This window comes from Streptomyces beijiangensis, assembly GCF_017315755.1.
GTDB lineage: Bacteria > Actinomycetota > Actinomycetes > Streptomycetales > Streptomycetaceae > Streptomyces > Streptomyces beijiangensis.
Map to the genome: position 1 here is coordinate 1 of NZ_JAFLRJ010000180.1, position 18,174 is coordinate 18,174.

The 18,174-nt window shown below is 70.5% G+C and carries 12 protein-coding genes and 1 pseudogene; 9 read left to right on the forward strand and 4 right to left on the reverse strand.

What is annotated here, in order from left to right; translation table 11 throughout:
• Positions 1–270: 270 nt before the first annotated feature.
• The 5 genes and pseudogenes from J0695_RS19990 to J0695_RS20010 all read left to right on the forward strand — a co-directional run bounded on the left by J0695_RS19990 (position 271) and on the right by J0695_RS20010 (position 6,659).
• Complete coding sequence (locus J0695_RS19990; protein ID WP_242552931.1) at positions 271–1,215, forward strand: TIGR03619 family F420-dependent LLM class oxidoreductase; 945 nt, start codon at positions 271–273, stop codon at positions 1,213–1,215.
• Positions 1,216–1,230: 15 nt separating this feature from the next.
• Positions 1,231–2,016 carry an SDR family NAD(P)-dependent oxidoreductase gene (locus J0695_RS19995; protein ID WP_206963474.1) on the forward strand — a complete coding sequence of 262 codons (786 nt, stop codon included), beginning with the start codon at positions 1,231–1,233 and terminating at the stop codon, positions 2,014–2,016.
• A 139-nt stretch (positions 2,017–2,155) separates the two neighbouring features.
• A complete protein-coding gene (locus J0695_RS20000; RefSeq protein WP_206963475.1) occupies positions 2,156–3,292 on the forward strand; it encodes an LLM class flavin-dependent oxidoreductase in 1,137 nt (378 codons plus the stop codon).
• Positions 3,293–3,459: 167 nt separating this feature from the next.
• Positions 3,460–5,205: pseudogene (locus J0695_RS20005) on the forward strand (N-acyl-D-amino-acid deacylase family protein); the annotation flags it as partial.
• Positions 5,202–6,659, forward strand: a complete 1,458-nt coding sequence (locus tag J0695_RS20010; protein ID WP_206963477.1) for an aldehyde dehydrogenase family protein — start codon at positions 5,202–5,204, stop codon at positions 6,657–6,659. The pseudogene J0695_RS20005 and the gene J0695_RS20010, both read left to right, overlap by 4 nt.
• A 60-nt stretch (positions 6,660–6,719) precedes the next feature.
• Here J0695_RS20010 and J0695_RS20015 read toward each other — a convergent pair whose 3' ends face one another.
• The 3 genes from J0695_RS20015 to J0695_RS20025 all read right to left on the reverse strand — a co-directional run bounded on the left by J0695_RS20015 (position 6,720) and on the right by J0695_RS20025 (position 8,906).
• Positions 6,720–8,231 (reverse strand): CehA/McbA family metallohydrolase, encoded by a 1,512-nt coding sequence (locus J0695_RS20015; protein WP_206963478.1) that lies wholly within the window; start codon positions 8,229–8,231, stop codon positions 6,720–6,722.
• A gap of 73 nt (positions 8,232–8,304) precedes the next feature.
• Positions 8,305–8,688 (reverse strand): hypothetical protein, encoded by a 384-nt coding sequence (locus tag J0695_RS20020; protein ID WP_206963479.1) that lies wholly within the window; start codon positions 8,686–8,688, stop codon positions 8,305–8,307.
• Positions 8,685–8,906, reverse strand: coding sequence for a hypothetical protein (locus J0695_RS20025; RefSeq protein WP_206963480.1), 222 nt, complete (start codon positions 8,904–8,906; stop codon positions 8,685–8,687). The genes J0695_RS20020 and J0695_RS20025 overlap by 4 nt, the downstream gene beginning before the upstream one ends.
• Before the next feature lie 104 nt (positions 8,907–9,010).
• Between J0695_RS20025 and J0695_RS20030 the strand changes: the two genes are divergently transcribed.
• The 3 genes from J0695_RS20030 to J0695_RS20040 are packed head-to-tail and all read left to right on the forward strand — an operon-like array spanning position 9,011 to position 15,786.
• Positions 9,011–9,847 (forward strand): LLM class F420-dependent oxidoreductase, encoded by an 837-nt coding sequence (locus J0695_RS20030; RefSeq protein WP_206963481.1) that lies wholly within the window; start codon positions 9,011–9,013, stop codon positions 9,845–9,847.
• Positions 9,844–12,438 carry a bifunctional FO biosynthesis protein CofGH gene (locus tag J0695_RS20035; protein ID WP_206963482.1) on the forward strand — a complete coding sequence of 865 codons (2,595 nt, stop codon included), beginning with the start codon at positions 9,844–9,846 and terminating at the stop codon, positions 12,436–12,438. Before J0695_RS20030 ends, J0695_RS20035 begins: the two co-directional genes overlap by 4 nt.
• Before the next feature lie 48 nt (positions 12,439–12,486).
• A complete protein-coding gene (locus J0695_RS20040) occupies positions 12,487–15,786 on the forward strand; it encodes an ATP-binding protein (protein ID WP_206963483.1) in 3,300 nt (1,099 codons plus the stop codon).
• 9 nt (positions 15,787–15,795) lie between these two features.
• On the opposite strand, the gene J0695_RS20045 is transcribed toward J0695_RS20040, so the two are convergent.
• Positions 15,796–16,872 (reverse strand): tyrosine-protein phosphatase, encoded by a 1,077-nt coding sequence (locus tag J0695_RS20045; RefSeq protein ID WP_242552932.1) that lies wholly within the window; start codon positions 16,870–16,872, stop codon positions 15,796–15,798.
• Positions 16,873–16,999: 127 nt separating this feature from the next.
• Between J0695_RS20045 and J0695_RS20050 the strand changes: the two genes are divergently transcribed.
• The gene (locus tag J0695_RS20050) at positions 17,000–18,130 is read left to right on the forward strand and encodes an ADP-ribosylglycohydrolase family protein (protein WP_206963484.1); all 1,131 of its coding nucleotides are present in this window, start codon (positions 17,000–17,002) and stop codon (positions 18,128–18,130) included.
• Positions 18,131–18,174 lie beyond the last annotated feature (44 nt).

Genomic DNA, 18,174 nt, shown 5'->3' on the forward strand with positions numbered 1-18,174 from the left:
GGGCGGGGACCGGGGCATGGGCCGGGGCGAGGGCGAGCGCGGCGAGGCCGAGCGTCAGCCCGGAGGCGAGCAAGGGGGTCAGGCGCATCGAGGCATCCCGGTTTGTGGCGAAATGTTCCCATGATTGTCATATCGGAAAGGGGTCCGGTCGAGGCGGCTCGCCGTGCGGGCCCCGGATGCCGCACCCCTTGTCTGATGAACCGTCAGCTATCACCATGGGGGCGGCAGCAGAAATGACGATCCGTCAGATAGTGGCGGCAGGGGGTTCTCATGGTGCGGGTACTGCCCGAGGGGCGGCTGGTCTACGGGATGCAGCTCCCCATCCAGTCCCAGAGCGCCATCTACGCCGAATCCTGGGAGGCGTCGGCCACCCCCGACGACCTCGCCGAGATCGCGCGCACCGCCGACCGCGGCGGCTTCGCCTACATCGCCGGATGTGACCACGTCGCCATCCCGCGCCGCCTCGCCGACGGCATGTCCACCGTCTGGTACGACCCCGTCGCCACTCTCTCCTTCCTCGCCGGGATCACCACCCGCGTCCGGCTCATGAGCCACGTCGCCGTCGTCGGGCTGCGGCACCCGCTCATCACCGCCAAGCAGTACGCGACCCTCGACCACCTCTCCGGCGGCCGGCTGATCCTCGGGGTCGGGGCGGGCCACGTACAGGAGGAGTTCGAGGCCGTCGGGGCCGACTTCGCGGGCCGTGGCGGCGTGCTCAACGAGACCATCGACGCGCTGAAGGCGGCCCTCGGCCCGGACGAGTACCCCGAGCACCACGGCGAGCGCTTCGACTTCAGCGGGCTCGGACAGCTGCCCAGGCCCGCCCAGGAGCGCGTGCCGATCTGGGTCGGCGGGTCCTCGCCCGCCGCCGTGCGCCGTGCCGCCGAACGCGCCGACGGCTGGCTTCCGCAAGGAGATCCGCGGAGCGAACTGCCTGCACAGATAGCGAAGTTGAAGGGGCTGCGCGAAGCAGCCGGTGTCCAGGAGCCCATCACTGTCGGCGCCATCACCGAGCCCCTCTATGTCGGCGAGCCCGACTGGTCCACCGGGCGCAGGACCCTGACGGGCAAGCCCGACGCCCTCGCCGCGTCGCTCCGTGCGTACGGGGAGATGGGCGTCGATCAGATCCAGATCCGGTTCCGCTCCCGGAGCCGCAGTGAACTCACCGACCAGATGGCGGCGTTCGCCGCCGACGTAGCTCCCCACCTGAACTGAGAGGGACACATCGACATGGGCAAGCTTGACGGACGCGTCGTCGTCATCACCGGCGCCGCACGCGGGCAGGGCGAGCAGGAGGCGCGCCTCTTCGTCGCCGAGGGCGCGAAGGTGCTGCTCGGGGACGTGCTCGACGACCTCGGCGAGGCCCTCGCCAAGGAGCTGGGCGGGGATTCGGCGAAGTACGTCCACCTCGACGTGAGCCAGGAGGCGGACTGGGTCTCCGCGATCGAGGCGGGCAAGGAGGCCTTCGGGAAGATCGACGGGCTCGTCAACAACGCGGGGATCCTGCGCTTCAACGAGCTCGTCGACACGCCTCTGGAGGAGTTCCAGCAGGTGGTGCAGGTCAATCAGGTCGGCGCGTTCCTGGGGATCAAGCACACGGCCCCGGCCATCGCGGAGGCCGGCGGCGGCACCATCGTCAACACCGCCTCGTACACCGCCCTGACGGGCATGGCGGTCGTCGGTGCGTACGCCGCCACCAAGGCCGCCATCCTGGGGCTCACCCGGGTCGCCGCCATGGAGCTGGCGCGCAAGAAGATACGGGTCAACGCCATGTGTCCGGGCGCCATCGACACCCCGATGAGCAACCCGGCGCAGCTCGACCCCAACGCCGACCCCACCGAGATGTCCGCCGCCCTCAACGACCTCTACAAGAAGCTCGTGCCGCTGGAGCGCGTGGGGAAGCCCGAAGAAGTCGCCAAGCTCGCGCTCTTCCTGTCCTCGGACGACTCCTCGTACATCACCGGGCAGCCCTTCGTCATCGACGGGGGATGGCTGGCGGGCGTCAGCATCTTCTGACGGCCGGCTGCCGCATCCGGTCCGTATCTGATGGGTCGTCAGGTATTGACGCTCCCCGGCCCCGGTGCCAGAGTCGAAGACATCAGAGATCTGACGCACAGTCAGAAACTATGCAGGACTCAGAGGACGGTGAACCTCCTTGGAATTCGGGCTCTTTGTACAGGGATACGTGCCGGACGACCGGCGTGCAGTCGACCCCGAGGCGGAGCACCACGCGCTGATGGAGGAGACCGAGTACGTCATCCAGGCCGACAAGTCCGGCTTCAAGTACGCCTGGGCCTCGGAGCACCACTTCCTCGAGCAGTACTCGCACCTCTCGGCCAATGAGGTCTTCCTCGGCTATCTCGCCCACGCCACCGAGCGCATCCACCTGGGCTCCGGCATCTTCAACCCGCTCGCACCCGTCAACCACCCGGTGAAGGTCGCCGAGAAGGTGGCCATGCTCGACCACCTCTCCGAGGGGCGCTTCGAGTTCGGGAGCGGGCGCGGCGCGGGCAGCCACGAGATCCTGGGGTTCATGCCGGGCATCACCGACATGAACCACACCAAGGAGATCTGGGAAGAGACCATCGCCGAGTTCCCCAAGATGTGGCTCCAGGAGGAGTACGAGGGGTTCCAGGGCAAGCACTGGTCGCTGCCGCCGCGCAAGATCTTCCCCAAGCCGTACGGGAAGTCGCACCCGGGCATGTGGTACGCCGCAGGATCCCCGGCCTCGTACGCGATGGCGGCGAAGAAGGGCCTCGGCGTCCTGGGCTTCAGTGTCCAGAAGGTCTCCGACATGGAGTGGGTCCTGGAGCAGTACAAGACAGCCATCCAGGAGGCCGAGCCGGTCGGCGACTTCATCAACGACAACGTCATGGTGACGTCCACCGCGATCTGCGCACCCACCCACGACGAGGCGGTACGCATCGCCATGGGGGCCGGGCTCAATCGCCTCCAGTCGCTCCTCTTCTACTACCACGACACCTTCCCCAAGCCCGACGGGATGCCCGTCTGGCCCGAGATGCTCCCTGACTTCAACGAGGAGATCATCGAGCTGCTCATCCAGGAGGAGCTGCTGATCTGCGGCGACCCCGACGAGGTGCTGCAGCAGTGCAAGCGCTGGGAGCAGGCGGGGGCCGACCAGCTCAGCTTCGGCATACCGATCGGCGTGAAGTCCGAGGAGGTGCTGCAGACCATCAGGCTCGTCGGCGAGCACGTCATCCCGAAGATCGACTCCGATCCGGTGCACCGCACGACGCGCTTCCGGAATGGGGCCTCCCCTGCTCGAACGTAGTTGAGAGCTTGGGGAAAGCTGGCGTCAACAAGTAGCAAGCAGCAGAGCGGACAGCGGCTCTTCCCGGACGCCGCGGTCCGGTTCCGGCCGGGGTGTACGCGTGGCAGCGGCCTGCCCCGTGCACCCCGGCCGGAGCCATGTGAACTCAGCGCACAAGAAAGGGGAATCACCTCATGCTCGACCACCTCATCCGCAACGCGACCGTCGTGGACGGGACCGGCGCGCCCTCCTACGTCGCCGACCTCGGCATACGCGACGGCCGCATCGCCGTCATCGCCGAGTCCGGGGCGGTCACCGAGCCCGCCACCACGTCGGAGGACGCGACGGGCCTGGTCCTGACCCCCGGCTTCGTCGACCCGCACACGCACTACGACGCCCAGCTCTTCTGGGACCCGTACGCCACCCCGTCCATGAACCACGGCGTGACGACGGTCGCGGGCGGCAACTGCGGCTTCACCCTGGCCCCGCTGAACCCGGACCGTCCCGAGGACGCCGACTACACGCGCCGCATGATGTCCAAGGTCGAGGGGATGTCGCTGGTCGCCCTGGAGGAGGGTGCGCCCTGGAACTGGTCGACGTTCGGCGAGTACCTGGACGCGCTGGAGGGCCGGATCGCGGTCAACGCGGGCTTCATGGTGGGGCACTGCGCGCTGCGCAGGCATGTGATGGGCGCCGATGCGGTGGGCGGACAGCCGACCGACGATCAACTCGCCGCCATGCTGCGGCTGTTCCACGAGGCGATGGAGGCGGGCGCCTGGGGTCTGTCCACGACCCAGTCCTCGACCCACTCGGACGGCGACGGGAAGCCGGTCGCCTCGCGCCATGCGAAGCCGGCCGAACTCCTTGCCCTGTCCCGGGCGATAGCCGACCACGAGGGCACGCAGATAGAGGCGATCGTCGCCGGCTGCCTGGACCAGTTCGCCGACGAGGAGATCGACCTCTTCGTGGAGATGAGTGCGGCGGCGGGCCGCCCGCTCAACTGGAACGTCCTGACGATCGACGCCTCGGTGCCCGAAAGGGTCCCGCGCCAGCTCGAAGCGAGCGAGCGCGCACGGCAGTCGGGCGGCCGGATCGTCGCGCTGACCATGCCGATCCTCACCCCGATGAACATGTCCCTCGGCACTTTCTGCGCACTCAACCTGATCCCCGGCTGGGGCGACATCCTCGGCCTCCCGGTCCCCGAGCGGATCGAGAAGCTGGCCGACCCGGAGGTACGGGCCGAGATGCTGCGGCGCGCGGACTCCAAGGAAGCCGGGGTCTTCCGGCGGCTCGCCAACTTCGGGCGGTACGTCATCGGCGACACCTTCTCGGAGGCGAACGCCGGACTGAGCGGGCGTGTGGTGAAGGACATCGCCGCCGAGCGCGGCCAGGACTCCTTCCAGTGCCTGGTCGACATCTGCTCCAACGACCGGCTGCGGACGGTCCTTTGGCCCATGCCGACCGACAACGACCCGGCCAGCTGGGCGCTGCGGCAGCAGACCTGGGAGCACGAGGACGTGATGCTGGGCGGCTCGGACGCGGGCGCCCACCTGGACCGGATGTGCGGGGCGCCGTACACGACCCGCTTCATCGGCGACTGTCTGCGCGGCCGGAAGCTGGTCGGCCTTGAGGCGGCCGTGAAGATGCTGACCGACGACCCGGCGCAGCTCTTCGGGCTGCGGGAGCGCGGGCGGGTGGAGGAGGGCTTCCACGCCGACCTCGTCCTCTTCGACCCGGAGCGCATCGACGCGGGTCCCGCGAAGCTGGTGCACGACCTGCCCGGCGACAGCCCGCGTCTCGACTCGCGGGCCATCGGGATCGTGTCCGTACGGATCAACGGCGTGGAGACCATCCGCGACGACGAGATCACCGGGGCGATCCCGGGGAAGGTCCTGCGATCGGGCCGTGACACAAGGACGGTGTCCACCAAGTGAGCGCTGAGCAGCGGCTGTTCATCGGCGGGGAGTGGGCGGAGCCCGACGGCGGCCACTACGAGGTGATCGACCCGGCCACCGAGGACGTCGTCGGTCTCGCCCCCGAGGCGAGCCGCGACCAGGTGTACGCGGCCGCCGCGGCCGCCAGGGAGGCCTTCGGGCCCTGGTCGCGTACGGCGCCCGAGGTGCGGTCGGCGATCCTGGAGCGGGCCGCGGGAATCATGCAGGCCCAGCTCGTCCCGTACGCCGAACTCGCCCAGGCGGAGAGCGGTGCGACCACGGGCACGGCACGGGGGATGCAGGTCGCGGTCGGCGTCGCACGCTTCCGCCGCTATGCGCGGGGCGCGCTGGAGCCGGTGGAGTCCGCGCTCCCGCCGCAGATCAACGAGGCGGGCCCGATGGGGAAGGCGGGGGTCTTCGGGGCGATGACGGTACGGCAGCCGGTGGGCGTCGTCACCTGCATCACCTCGTACAACAACCCCTGGGCCAACCCGGCGGGGAAGGTCGCGCCCGCGCTGGCGATGGGCAACACGGTGGTGGTGAAACCGGCGCCGCAGGACCCGCTCTCGGTCTTCCGCATGGCGGAGGCGCTGGAGGAGGCGGGCGTGCCCCGGGGCGTGGTGAACGTGGTGACCGGGTCCGCCCCCGCGGTCGGCGAGGCGGCGGTCGATTCGCCGGACGTCGACATGGTCAGCTTCACGGGGAGTACGGGCGTCGGGCAGCGCATCGCGGAGGTCTGCGGCCGCGGGATGAAGCGGCAGCTGATGGAGCTCGGCGGGAAGGGCGCGGCAGTCGTCTTCGACGACGCGGACCTGGACTCGGCGGTCGCGGGCATCGGGACGACGTACTCCTTCTACAGCGGCCAGATCTGCACGGCGCCCACCCGGGTGCTCGCCCAGCGCGGGATCTACGACGAACTGGTCGCGAAGCTGGCGGGGTACGCCGGGTTCATGACGGTGGGGGACCCGCGGGCGAAGGGCACGGTGGTCGGCCCGGTGATCTCGGCGGCCCACCGCGACCGTATCGAGTCGTATGTGGAGCTGGGGCGGAAGGAGGGCGCGACGGTCGTGGCGGGCGGCGAGCGCCCGGACTTCGAGCGGGGCTTCTATGTCGCTCCCACGCTGCTCGCGGACTGCACCAACGACATGCGGGTCGTACGGGAGGAGATCTTCGGGCCCGTCGTCGTGGTCGTTCCCTTCGACGAGGAGGAGGAAGGGATCGCGCTGGCCAACGACAGCGACTACGGGCTGCTCGACTATGTGTGGTCGGGGGATGTGGCCAAGGCGTTCCGGGTCGCGAGGCGGCTGCGCGCGGGCGGTGTCGGCGTGAACACGATCGGCCGGAACATGGAGGCGCCGTTCGGCGGCTTCAAGCAGAGCGGCGTGGGCCGGGACGTGGGGTCCTACGCACTGCACGCGTACAGCGAGATGCAGTCGATCGTCTGGCCGGGATGAGGGCGGAGGGGTCTCCGGCGGCCTGGCTCAGGCTGCCGGAGACCCTGGCGCGTCTCTGCCTCAGCGCCCCAGGAACACCGGGTTCGTCAGCGCCGCGAAGGGTCCGGGCAGACCCGGCACCACCGGTGCGTGCCTGACTTCCGCCCGTACGTAGGCCGCGTACGCCGCCGTGGTCGTCCACTCCGCCGTCCCCGCCCCCGAGGCCGGGAGCGCCGCGGAGGTGAACAGCGTCCCCTGGTCCGTCACGAAGTGCATCGTGCAGCCCGGCGCGCCCGTGACCTCGAGACGTACCGTCACCGGCGCGTCCTTGTCGACCGGCAGCCGCTCGCCGATCCCCGCGTGCAGACCGCGCCCGCCGGCCGCGCCGAAGGTCAGCGAGACCTTCGAGGATTCGGCGATGTACGAGCGCCCGGCGCGGATCCCCGCCTGGATCGCCTCGCGCGTCAGGTCGTCGGCCAGGACCACCGTCTGCGGTGTGCCGATCGGGTCCGGGTCCTTGTGCGCGTCGCTGTTCCCCATCGCGGGAGTCCAACTCCGGCCGGATACGAGGGTGTTGTCCCAGTCGGCGAGCGAGACCTCGTCGTCCACGGTGTACGGGCCGTTCCAGACCTCCACCGCGTCCGCGTCGCCGAAGCCGAACTTCCAGTTGCAGCCGATGCAGGTGGCGTGCGGGTGCGCGGGGACGACCAGGCCGCCCGCCCGCCGTACCTCGCGCGCGAAGTGCCCGAAGCGGTTGTCGCGCGCGCGGTAGCGCCAGTCGACGAAGGTCCCCGGGTCGGTGCCGAGTGCGACGACATGGCCGTTGCGGGTGGTGATCTCCTCGCCGGTGAGGATGAGGAGGTCGTCGCCCCACAGGCCGGCCCAGGCGCTGTGCGCGCTGTAGGTGTTGTGCTCGCTGGTGTTGATGAAGTCCAGGCCTGCCGCCCGCGCCAGCGCGGCGATCTGCGCCGGGGTCCGCTTGCCGTCGGAGTGCACGGAGTGGATGTGGCAGTCGCCCCGGTACCAGGCCCTGCCGCGGCCCTTCGCCCGCTGCGGCGGGTACACGGGGGCGGGCGTAGCCGGCGTCGGTCCGTACCGCAGCGTGATGGTCACGGCGTACGGGAGGCCCTCGGGGGCGGTCGTGTACGGGCCGAGCGCGATGTGCCAGGTCCCGGCGCGGACGGGGCCCGCGATGTAGCCCGGGGTCGCCTCGTCGCCGCGGATGAAGAACTCCGTGCGCGCGCCCCCGGACCAACCGCGGAAGCCTGAATTGTGGTGGGCCCGGCCGCCCAGTTCCGTACCGCGCTCGTCGAAGATCCCTATGTCGAGCGCGTTGTTCTGGGTCCCGGCCGGGACCACCGCCTTCTCGTAGGTGTACGAGACGGCCAACTCCCTCACCCCGCGCGGTACCTCCACAGGGAGGTAGACGAAGTCGGGCGAACCGGGCGGGAGGGTTCCCCGTACGGTCTTGGTCTCATCGACGCCACTGCTGTCGGCGGCACTCGCGAAGCTCACGCTTCCCAACGTAAACGCGGAGGCCGCACCCGTCACCAACAGTCCGCGTCTTCCGATCGATCCACTCGCTCCAGTCATGGGTCGCATGCTGGTATTGAGCCGTGAACCGCATGCGAAGGGAAGGGAGTCGTCAGATGTTGACTGAGTGCAATCAGGTGCGCTTGCGCGACCTGCTGATGGCGTAAACGATCACCGCGGCGATGATGACCACGATCAGCAGGATGACGATCCAGCCGATGCCGCCGCTGCTCTTGTGCTTCTTCTTCTTTTTCTTGAACTTCAGCTTCGACACGGCCTCGGACGCGGAAGCGCTGGTGGTCCGGTGCGAGTCGGCGGCAGCGGCCGACCGCTGCTGAGTCTGCGTCCGGGTCTGCTTCTGCGTCTGGACCTGGGTCTGCGTCTGCGTCGTGCCGGTGCGTGCGACGGCGTACGAAGCTGCGGGCGCCCCCAGCACCAGGCTCCCTGTGAGCAGGAGCGTTGTGATGGCTTTGCGCGTGTACATGGTGTTTCCTCCCGTTGACGGTGCGTCGGTCATGAAGACCGGTTGGACTTCTTGACCGCGTAGACGACCAGGACGAGCGCGACCACCGCGATCCCGATGAAGATGGACCAGCCGGACGATCCGCCGCTGCTTGTGCTGTGCGAGTGGTAGTGGTGGCGCGTTCTGCTGGTGGCGGCGAACGACACAACAGGTGTCGCCAGCACCAGACTCCCTGACAGCAGGAGCGTCGACAGTGCCTTGCGGGTGTGCACGGTGTTGTCCCCCGGTTTTGGTGCGCCTGGATTTCTCTCGGAATCTGGCACGGTACGGCGTACCCTCTGCCCGCCACCAGACACCCAGCAGAGGGGCACGGGACATGCGCATCTGCGTCACAATTTTCCTGACCGACCGGACCATCACTCCCGTACGCCTCGCCCGCGATCTGGAACAGCGCGGTTTCGACGGCCTCTACCTCCCCGAACACACCCATATCCCCATCGAGCGCGCCACGCCCTACCCCGGCTCGCCCGACGGGGTGCTCCCCGACGAATACGGACGCACCCTCGACCCCTTCGTCGCCCTCGCCCAGGCCGCCGCGGTCACCGAGCGCCTGACGCTGGGCACCGGCATCACCCTGGTCACCCAGCACGACCCGATCGACCTCGCCAAGCAGATCGCCACCCTCGACCATCTCTCCGGCGGCCGCTTCACTCTCGGCCTCGGCTACGGCTGGAACGTCGAGGAGGCCGCCGACCACGGCGTCGACTGGCGTACGAGGCGCGAGCTCGGCCGGGACAGGATGGGGCTGATGCGGGCGCTCTGGGCGGCCGAACCGACCGCGTACAAGGGCGAGTTCGGGTCCGTACGGGCCAGTCACGCGTACCCGAAGCCCGTGTCGGGGCCGCGCACCCTGATCGGCGGCGCGGCAGGCCCCAAGCTCTTCGCCCACATCGCCGAGTACGCCGACGGCTGGATGCCCATCGGAGGCCGTGGCCTCGGCGAGTCCCTGCCGGTCCTTCGCGGGGTCTGGGAGGAGGCGGGGCGCGATCCGGCCGCCCTGCAGGTCGTCCCGTACGCCGTCCTGCCCAGCCCCGGGAAACTCGCGCACTACGCGTCGCTCGGTATCGGGGAGGTCGTGCTGCAGCTGCCGCCCGCCGGCGAGTCCGAGGTGCTGACCACCCTCGACGACTTCGCTCGTATGCTCGACAAATGACGACCAGTGCGCAGGTAAGCGGACCGACCGGCCCCACGGCCAACGCGATGCGGCGCGCCCTCAGGCGCGCCAGGGACGGTGTGGCCCTCGATGTCAGCGAGGCCGCCGTGCTCCTCCAGGCGCGGGGCGCCGACCTGGACGATCTGACCGCGTCGGCGGCCCGGGTGCGCGACGCGGGGCTGGAGGCGGCGGGACGGCCCGGGGTCATCACGTACTCGAAGAGCGTCTTCATCCCCCTCACCCGCCTCTGCCGCGACAAGTGCCACTACTGCACCTTCGTCACCGTGCCCGGCAAGCTGCGCAAAGCGGGCCACGGGATGTTCATGTCCCCCGACGAGGTCCTCGACATCGCCCGCCGCGGTGCCGAACTCGGCTGCAAGGAAGCCCTGATCACCCTCGGCGACAAGCCCGAGGACCGCTGGCCCGAGGCGCGCGAATGGCTGGAGGCGGAGGGGTACGACGACACGATCGCCTACGTACGGGCCATGTCGATCCGCATCCTGGAGGAGACGGGGCTGCTCCCGCACCTCAACCCGGGCGTGCTGTCGTGGACGGACTTCCAGCGGCTCAAGCCCGTCGCCCCGTCGATGGGAATGATGCTGGAGACGACCGCGACCCGGCTGTGGTCCGAGCCGGGCGGCCCGCACTACGGCTCCCCGGACAAGGAACCGGCTGTACGGCTGCGGGTCCTTGAGGACGCGGGGCGCTCCTCCGTGCCCTTCACCAGCGGTCTGCTCATCGGCATCGGCGAGACGTACGAGGAGCGCGCGGACTCGCTGTTCGCGCTGCGCCGCACCGCGCGCTCGTACCACGGCATCCAGGAACTGATCATCCAGAACTTCCGCGCCAAGCCGGACACGGCGATGCGCGGCATGCCCGACGCGGAGCTCGACGACCTGGTCGCCACGGTCGCCGTCGCCCGCCACATCATGGGTCCCTCCGCCTGTCTGCAGGCCCCGCCGAACCTGGTCGCGGGGGAGTACGGGCGGCTGATCGGCGCGGGCATCGACGACTGGGGCGGGGTCTCGCCGCTCACCATCGACCACGTCAACCCCGAGCGGCCGTGGCCGCAGATCGAGGAGCTCGCCGAGAAGTCCGGCGCGGCGGGGTTCGCGCTGCGTGAACGGCTGTGCATCTACCCGGAGTTCGTCCAGCGCGGCGAGCCGTGGCTCGACCCGCGGCTGCTTCCGCACGTGCAGGCACTCGCGGATCCGGCGACGGGTCTGGCGAACGAGTCCGCGGAGGTCAGGGGGCTGCCCTGGCAGGAGCCGGACGAGGGGTTCGCCTCGTCGGGCCGTACCGACCTGCACCAGACCATCGACACCACGGGCCGCACCTCCGACCGCCGCGACGACTTCGACGAGGTGTACGGCGACTGGGAGGCCCTGCGCGAGCAGGCGGCCCCCGGCATGGTTCCCTCCCGTATCGACGCCGACGTCAAGGAAGCGCTGTCGCAGGCGGCCGACGACCCGACGAAGCTCACGGACCCGCAGGCACTCGCGCTGCTCCACGCGGAAGGACCCGCCCTCGACGAACTCTGCCGGATCGCCGACACGCTCCGGCGCGACGTGGTCGGCGACGAGGTCACCTACATCGTCACGCGCAACATCAACTTCACCAACGTCTGCTACACCGGCTGCCGTTTCTGCGCGTTCGCCCAGCGCCGTACGGACGCCGACGCCTACACCCTCTCCCTTTCGCAGGTCGCCGACCGCGCAGAACAGGCCTGGGACGTGGGCGCCGTCGAGGTCTGCATGCAGGGCGGCATCCACCCGGACCTCCCCGGCACCGCGTACTTCGACATCGCGCGCGCCGTCCGTGAGCGCGTCCCCGGCATGCACGTCCACGCCTTCTCGCCGATGGAGGTCGTCAACGGCGCGACCCGCACCGGTATGTCCATCCGCGAATGGCTGGCCGAGGCGAAGGCGGCGGGCCTGGGGTCGATCCCGGGGACGGCGGCGGAGATCCTCGACGACGAGGTCCGCTGGATCCTCACCAAGGGCAAGCTGCCCACCGCCGACTGGATCAACGTGGTGAAGACGGCGCACGAGCTGGGCATCCGCTCGTCCTCCACGATGATGTACGGCCATGTGGACCAGCCCCGCCACTGGCTCGGCCACTTCCGTACACTCGCGCGGATCCAGCAGGAGACCGGTGGTTTCACGGAGTTCGTGACGCTGCCCTTCATCCACACCAACGCCCCGGTCTATCTCGCGGGCATCGCGCGCCCCGGCCCGACCGACCGCGACAACCGCGCCGTCACCGCGATGGCCCGCCTCCTCCTCCACCCGCACATCACCAACATCCAGACCAGCTGGGTGAAGCTGGGCGCCGAGGGGGCAGCCGAGATGCTGCGCTCGGGCGCGAATGACCTGGGCGGCACCCTCATGGAGGAGACCATCTCCCGTATGGCGGGCTCCAGTTACGGCTCGTACCGCTCCATCCAGGGCCTCAAGGCCATCGCGGAACTCGCGGGCCGGCCTTCGCGCCCGCGTACGACGCTCTACGGTGAGGTGTCCGAGGAGCGGATCAGCGCGGCCACCGCGTCGGACGGGCACCTGCCCGAGCTCCTGCCTGTTCTGGGGGAGTAGGCGCTGGCAGACTGGGAGGCCGGCTTCGACGGGGGAGAGGTGGGGCTGATGGGTTCCGGACGGCCGTCCATGCAGGACCTGATCAGGCGCCGCAGGCATGCGGGGTTCATCGGGCGACGCGACGAACTCGCCTCGTACCGCGACAACTTCACCCACCCCCCGGAGGATGAGCGCCACCGCTTCCTCTTCCACATCCACGGCGCGGCGGGTGTCGGCAAGACCTCGCTCGTACGGCGGCTCGAGGAGTCGGCGCGAGAGGGCGGTGCGCTCGTCGCGTACGTGGACGAGGCGGTCAACAGTGTTCCCGAGGCGATGGCGGCGATCAGCGCCCAATTCGCCCAACAGGGGCATGAGTTCAAGGCGCTGGACCGGCATCTCTCCACCTACCGGCAGCGCCGACACGAGGCCGAGTCGGCGACCGTCGCCCCCGATCCGGGATCACAGTCGCCCTCGGCCGGGTCGATGATCGCCGCTCAGGCGGGGCTCTTCGCCCTGGGCTCGGTGCCGTTCGTCGGGGGTTTCGCGGGCGCCGTGCAGCCCGCCCAACTCGCTCAGGGTGCGGACAGGCTGAGGTCGGCGCTCAGTTCCCGGCTGCGTAACCAGGATGACGTACAGCTGGTCATGGACCCGCTCCAGGCGCTGACCCCGGTGCTGGTCCACGAGCTGACCGAAGCGGCGGCGGCCGCCCCCTGGATCGCGCTCTTCTTCGACACGTACGAACGCACGGGCCCGCTCCTCGACCGGTGGATCCGCGACCTGATGACCAGCGACCGCTACGGATCGCTCCCCGCCAACACCGTCGTCACCCTCGCGGGCCAGGGCAGCCTCGACGCCCGCTGCTGGGCGGACTTCGTGGACGTGGTCGAGGACATGCCGCTGGAGAGGTTCACGGAGGAAGAGGCCCGCAGGCTCCTGACCGGCAAGGGCATCACGGACGAACGGGTGGTCGAGGTCGTCCTGCGCCTCTCCGGCCGCCTCCCGGTCCTGGTCAGCGCCCTGGCCGAGAACCAGCCCATGGATCCCGGGGCGGTCGGCGACCCGAGTGGCACGGCGGTCGAACGCTTCCTGAAGTGGGAGCAGGACCCGGTGCGCAGAGCGGCGGCCCTGGCGGGTGCGCTGCCGCGTGAGCTCAACGACGACGTATTCCGGGTGGCGGTCGAGGCAGAAGGCACCGAACTCTTCGCCTGGCTGCGGGAGTTGCCTTTCATCCGAGACCGGTCGGGCCGCGCCCAGTACCACGACGTGGTACGGGCGCCGATGCTCCGCCTGCAGCGCACGCACTCGCCGCGCCGCTGGAGTGAGGCGCACACACGGCTCGCCGAGGCGTTCGGCGGGTGGCGCGAGGAGGCCGGGACGGGGTTGGACGAGGAGACGCGGCGGACGAGCACCGCCTGGCGCGAACTGCGGCTGGAGGAGGCGTACCACCAGCTCTGCGCGAACCCGCGCATCGCGCTGCCCGCCGTGCTGCGGGAGCTGGTGGACGTCTGTGACAAGGGCGGCCCTCATGTCCTGCACTGGGCCCGCATGATCGCCGATGCCGGCGAGGATTCCGGGGCGGCCGAGGTGGCGCAGTGGGGCACGCTCTGCACGCAGGCCCTGGCCGAGGAGGCGAACGGTACGACGGCGCTCCTGACGGTCCTGCTGAGCGGGGCGGAGTTCGACACCGAGGGGCGTACCACCGCTCTGCTCGTCCGCGCCCGCGACTTTCGCGACGACGGGGCATACGCCAGAGCCCTGCGCGACTACGAGGCGGCGCTCGCCCTGACCCCGGACAGTGCGCGGGCGTTCGGCGGGCGGGGCGTCAGCCGCAAGATGACGGACGACTACGAGGGGGCGCTCACAGATCTCGACCGCTCACTCGAACTGGCCGATGACGCCTGGTTCCTGGCACAGCGCGGCGAACTGCACTGGATCTGCGGCCGCAATGAGGAGGCCGTCGCGGACCTGGACCGTGCGTTCGCCGCCGACCCGGAGGAGGGCTGGGTCCTCGCCATGCGCGGGATGGCGGCCGCTGCGGCGGGACGGAGCCAGGAGGGGCTCGCGGACCTGGACCGTGCCGCGGAGCAGTGGCCGGAGTATCTCTGGATCAGGGTGCAGCGCGCGAGTGCCCGGATCGAATGCCATGACTTCGACGGGGCCACGGCAGACCTGGACCGGGTCTTCGAACTCGCCCCGGAATCGGCGTGGATCGCCTCGGAGCGCGGCGACGGTCTTCGTTTGATGGAGCGGTACGAGGAGGCCGATGCGGAGCTGGGCCGTGCGCTCACCCTCAAGCCCGACTACCCCTCGGTGCTGGCGAGCCGTGGCGTGGTGCGAAGGAATCTGGACAGGCTGCCGGAGGCGCTCGAGGACCTGGACCGGGCGATCGTGCTGAAGCCCGACTACACGTGGGCGCTGGTCAACCGGGCGAAGGTGCGGCGCATGGCCGGCGACGAGGAAGGTGCGACGGCCGACCTGGACAGCGCGGTCGCTGTCGACGACGAGGGGTGGTCGCTGACGCAGAGGGGCATCGACCATCTGGATCAGAACCGCGGCGCGGAGGCGATGGCCGACTTCGGCCTGGCGATCGCACGCTACCCGTTCGACAAGCTCGCCTGGGCGCACCGCGGAGCCGAGCAGGCTCGACTGGGCCGGTACGCGGAGGCGTTCGCGGACCTGGACCGGGCGATCGAGATCGACCCGCCGTACGGCTGGGCCCTCCTGAAGCGTGCACGCCTGGCGGCCGCCAGGGGCCGGCCCGGCCTCGCGCTCGGCGACCTGACGCGCTGCGCCGCCACGGGGCACAGCGTCGACTTCGCCCAGCGCCGCCGCGCGGAGCTCTTGCTCGTCCTCGGTCGGCCGGAGGAAGCGCTGACGGTGTACTCCGATGCGGCCCCGGCGCAGGACCCCGCCTCGGGGTGGCTGCAAGTCGCGGCCGTGGCGCACCGTATGGCGGGCAGGCTCGACCTGGCGGCCGTGTTCGCCCGGCGGATGGCCGACGCCGACCCGGTGTGGGGCCGGTTCCAGCAGGCGATGACCTCGATGCGCCGCCGGGAGACCGAGCAGGCGGCCGAACACTGGCATGCGCTGGGAGACCGGCTGAGGAATCCGCCCGAGGGCTCCGCGGACGACCCGGTCGAGCCCGGACTTGCGATGGTGTGCTTCGGTCTGGGCCGGTTCGAGGAGGCGATTGCCCTGCTCGCGGAGGCGATGGCGGCCACGGGCGAGGACGCCCCCGACTGGGAGGACCTGTCGGACTTCGCCGACGCCCTGACCGAACTGCGTACGTACTCGGGCCTGGACCCGGCGCAGTTCGACGTAGCGCTGCGCCGGGTCACGGAGGCGAGGGACGCGATCGCCCGGTCCTGACGGTCCGCTCTAGCCGACCAGCAACTCGCCCTTGATGCGGGCCAGTTCGCGACTGTCGACGCCGACCCCGTCCTTCAGGTACGTGCCGAAGGAGCCGTACTTGGCGGCGACCTCGTCGAAGCCCGAGTTGAGGTACTCGGCCCGTACATCCAGGAGCGGTTTGTAGACCGCGGCCTGGGCCGCGGGCATCGAGGCGAGGGCGGCGGCGTTCGCGGCGGCCCGGTAGTCGTTGGACGCCAGGTAGTCCGACATGACCGTCGGGCGCGGCACCCCGAGCGCGGTGAGCAGGGCGGCGTTCGACCAGCCGGTGCGGTCCTTGCCGGCCGTGCAGTGGAAGACGACCGCGTGGGTGGGCGAGGCGTCGGCGACACCGTCGATGACCTTGGTGTACGCGGCCTTCGCGGTGGCGCCGCTCACCATGAACTTCTCGCCGTCCGTCATCATCTTCGCCGCGCCGTCGGCGGTCGTCGGCATGGTGGTGAAGGTCGGCGACCCGGCCAGCACGTCCGCGACGACACCTTTGGCGCCGACGGGCAGCCTGTCGGGGGCCGCGGTGCGTTCGCTCTCCATGCGGAGGTCGAAGACGGTACGTATGTGGAGCCTGCGCAGCTTCGCCAGATCGCCCGCGGTCAGCTTGTCCAGAGCGTCCGAGCGGTAGACCTCGCCCATCTTCACCCAGTGGCCGTCCGCGGTGCGGTAGCCGCCCGCGTCACGGAAGTTGACCGAGCCTTCGAGCTTCACCAGACGGTCGGCGAGCCGCAGCGAGCCGCCCCGGTCGGGCACCAGGTCGAACCACTGGCGGTCGGCGGCGGGGAGCCCGCGCACGGTGACCTTGCCGGACGCGCCGCCCCGCGCCACGACGCGGCCGTCGGCGACGACCTTCACCCGGTGGGCGCCCGGGGCCTTCCATTCCACGGTGTACGAACCGTCCGCCCCTGCCGTCACCTCGGCGGCGGTGAACGGGATGGCGTGCCGCTGTGCATGGTGCTTGGCCTGGGGGTGCGTGGCGGCGGAGGCGGCGGGGGCGCCGGCGCCGACGACGAGTGCGGCGGCCAGCAGATATGCGGGAGTGGTGATTCGCTTCATGGTTCGGATATTTCGCGGCCTTGACGAATGACGGATGAACTGCGGTCAAAACTGGCCTGAAGTGCGAAGGTTCACATAGCGCTCGCGCTCTTAAGCGGTCGCATCCGGTCGATTAAAGTGCTCCGCCATGAGCGCATCTGCCATTGCCACCGCCACTCCCCTCTGGGGCAGGGTCGAGCAACAGGACTTCCGCAGCCGCGTCCGCGGGTGCCTGATCGGCGGTGCGCTCGGCGATGCGCTCGGCGCCCCGGTCATGGCGCTCGGCCTGGACGCGATCCGCGAGGCCCACGGCCCCGACTCCGTCACCGACCTGGCTCCCGCCTACGGCAGACGCGGAGCGGTCACCTCCGTCACCCAGCAGACCCTGTTCACCGTCGACGGCCTCATACGCGCCCAGGTCCGCCGCGACACCGGAGCCTGGCACCCGCCCACCGACGTCCACCGCGCCCACCGCCGTTGGGCGGCGACCCAGAGCGACTGGGGCCCCGACGAGCGGCGCAAGGACAACGGGTGGCTGGCCCAGGAAGAGTGGCTGTACGTACGCCGCGACCCCTCCCGGAACTGCCTCACCGGACTCGGCGACGAGATCATGGGCACCCTGGAGTCCCCGAAGAACCCCACCGCGCGCGATCCGGCGGCCCTCGCCCGCTCGGGCCCCTTCGGTCTGCTCGTCGGCTGGGAGCCGGGGCTCGTCTTCCAACTGGCCGTCGAATGCGCCACCCAGACCCACGGCCACCCCACCGGATATCTCAGCGCCGGGGCGTACGCCGTCATCGTGCACGCCCTGGCCCGCGCCGAGACCCTCGACGCCGCCGTCCAGCGCGCCCTGGCGCAGCTCGCCGCCCGTCCGAGCCACCAGCCGGTCACCGACGCCCTCCAGCACGCGCTCGGGGCCGTACGGCAGGGCATGCCGAACCCGGAGCGCGTCGCCTCGCTCGGGGACGGCGAGGTGGCCGAGGAGGCCCTGGCGATCGGGGTGTACTGCGCGCTGGTCGGCGAGGACGTACGGCACGGGCTGCGCCTGGCCGTGAACCACGGCGGCCCCTCCGCCGCCACGGGCGCGATCTGCGGTTCGCTGCTCGGCGCCCTGCACGGCGAGACCGCCCTGCCGCCGGCCTGGCTCGCGGAACTCGAAGGCCGCGCCACCGTCCTGGAACTCGCCGACGACTTCTCGATGGAGATGACCCAGGGCCCGGCGCTGCACGGCCCATCGGTCTCCGCCCCGGGCTGGCTCCTGCGCTATCCGCGGGGCGTATAAAGCCCCTCCGGCACCACTCAAGCCCTCCGGGGGCTATCAGCCCC

What these genes read in the sequence shown, in the direction of transcription:
- J0695_RS19990 (WP_242552931.1), top strand. Translation starts at nt 271, where the DNA reads ATGGTGCGGGTACTGCCCGAGGGGCGGCTGGTCTACGGGATGCAGCTC.
- J0695_RS20020 (WP_206963479.1), bottom strand. Translation starts at nt 8,688, where the DNA reads ATGACCGACGCACCGTCAACGGGAGGAAACACCATGTACACGCGCAAA.
- J0695_RS20040 (WP_206963483.1), top strand. Translation starts at nt 12,487, where the DNA reads ATGGGTTCCGGACGGCCGTCCATGCAGGACCTGATCAGGCGCCGCAGG.
- J0695_RS20030 (WP_206963481.1), top strand. Translation starts at nt 9,011, where the DNA reads ATGCGCATCTGCGTCACAATTTTCCTGACCGACCGGACCATCACTCCC.
- J0695_RS20050 (WP_206963484.1), top strand. Translation starts at nt 17,000, where the DNA reads ATGAGCGCATCTGCCATTGCCACCGCCACTCCCCTCTGGGGCAGGGTC.
- J0695_RS20015 (WP_206963478.1), bottom strand. Translation starts at nt 8,231, where the DNA reads ATGACTGGAGCGAGTGGATCGATCGGAAGACGCGGACTGTTGGTGACG.
- J0695_RS19995 (WP_206963474.1), top strand. Translation starts at nt 1,231, where the DNA reads ATGGGCAAGCTTGACGGACGCGTCGTCGTCATCACCGGCGCCGCACGC.
- J0695_RS20035 (WP_206963482.1), top strand. Translation starts at nt 9,844, where the DNA reads ATGACGACCAGTGCGCAGGTAAGCGGACCGACCGGCCCCACGGCCAAC.
- J0695_RS20045 (WP_242552932.1), bottom strand. Translation starts at nt 16,872, where the DNA reads ATGAAGCGAATCACCACTCCCGCATATCTGCTGGCCGCCGCACTCGTC.